General features: G+C 47.3%; 1 pseudogene. It reads right to left on the reverse strand.

From position 1 onward, the window contains the following. Window positions 1–1,184, reverse strand: a pseudogene (locus R8N49_RS24900) (excinuclease ABC subunit UvrA); the annotation flags it as partial.

Genomic DNA, 1,184 nt, shown 5'->3' on the forward strand with positions numbered 1-1,184 from the left:
GTCTCTGCACTCCGGGATAAATTAAGGTAGTTCAAGCCCACATTTACAAGGAACTGTAGACGATCATTGATCTCCTTCATGACCTTTTCTGCGATTTGCGCACGTTGACCTTCTAGCTTGAGTGTTTGGAAGAAGGTAAGGGCATCTGCAATACTGAGCTCAACGATCTCAGGTAAGGTGGTATCGGCAATAAATACATTACGTGCTTCAAGGCGTAGACGAGTACCGCCACAGCTTGAGCATGATTTTGTCGAGATGTATTTGGCCAACTCTTCTCGAACCGAGTTGGACTCGGTGTCGCGGTAACGACGTTCAAGCGTATTTAAAATCCCTTCGAATGGGTGGCGCTTTACACGAATGTCGCCGCGATCATTGATGTACTTAAACTCGATCTCGGTGCGGCCTGAGCCTTTGAGAATAACGTCTTGCGTTTTCTTTGGCAGAGAGTTGAACGGAGCATGCAAATCAAATCCATAATGATCCGCCAATGAAGTCAGCATTTGGAAGTAATAGTAATTCTTTTGATCCCAACCACGAATGGCACCTTGTGCCAAACTGAGTGAGTCATCTTGAATCACTCGGCTTGGATCAAAATACTGTTGTACACCCAAGCCATCACAAGTTCCACACGCGCCTGCTGGGTTGTTAAATGAGAACAATCTCGGTTCCAGCTCTTGCATGCTGTAGCCACATTGCGGACAAGCGAAGTTCGCTGAAAAGATGATTTCTTCCCCATCGCCATCCATCGGAGCAATCACCGCAATACCACCAGAAAGCTCTAGCGTCGTCTCAAATGACTCTGCTAAACGTTGTTGCAGATCTGGGCGAACTTTGAATCGGTCGACCACGACTTCAATGGTGTGTTTTTTGTGTAGCTCAAGTGTTGGAGGATCTGAAAGATCGCAAGTTTCGCCGTCAATACGCGCTCGGATAAAACCTTGTGCGGCAAGGTTTTCTAGTGTTTTTACATGCTCACCTTTGCGCTCTTTTACGATTGGAGCAAGCAGCATCATTTTACTGCCTTCTGGCAGTTCCAATACTTTATCCACCATCTGGCTGACAGTCTGTGCGGCTAATGGGGCGTGGTGAGTAGGACAGCGTGGTTCACCAACACGAGCGTAAAGCAGACGTAAATAGTCGTAAACTTCGGTGATGGTACCGACGGTTGAGCGAGGGTTATGAGA

It is taken from the genome of Vibrio sp. 1978 (assembly GCF_033344345.1).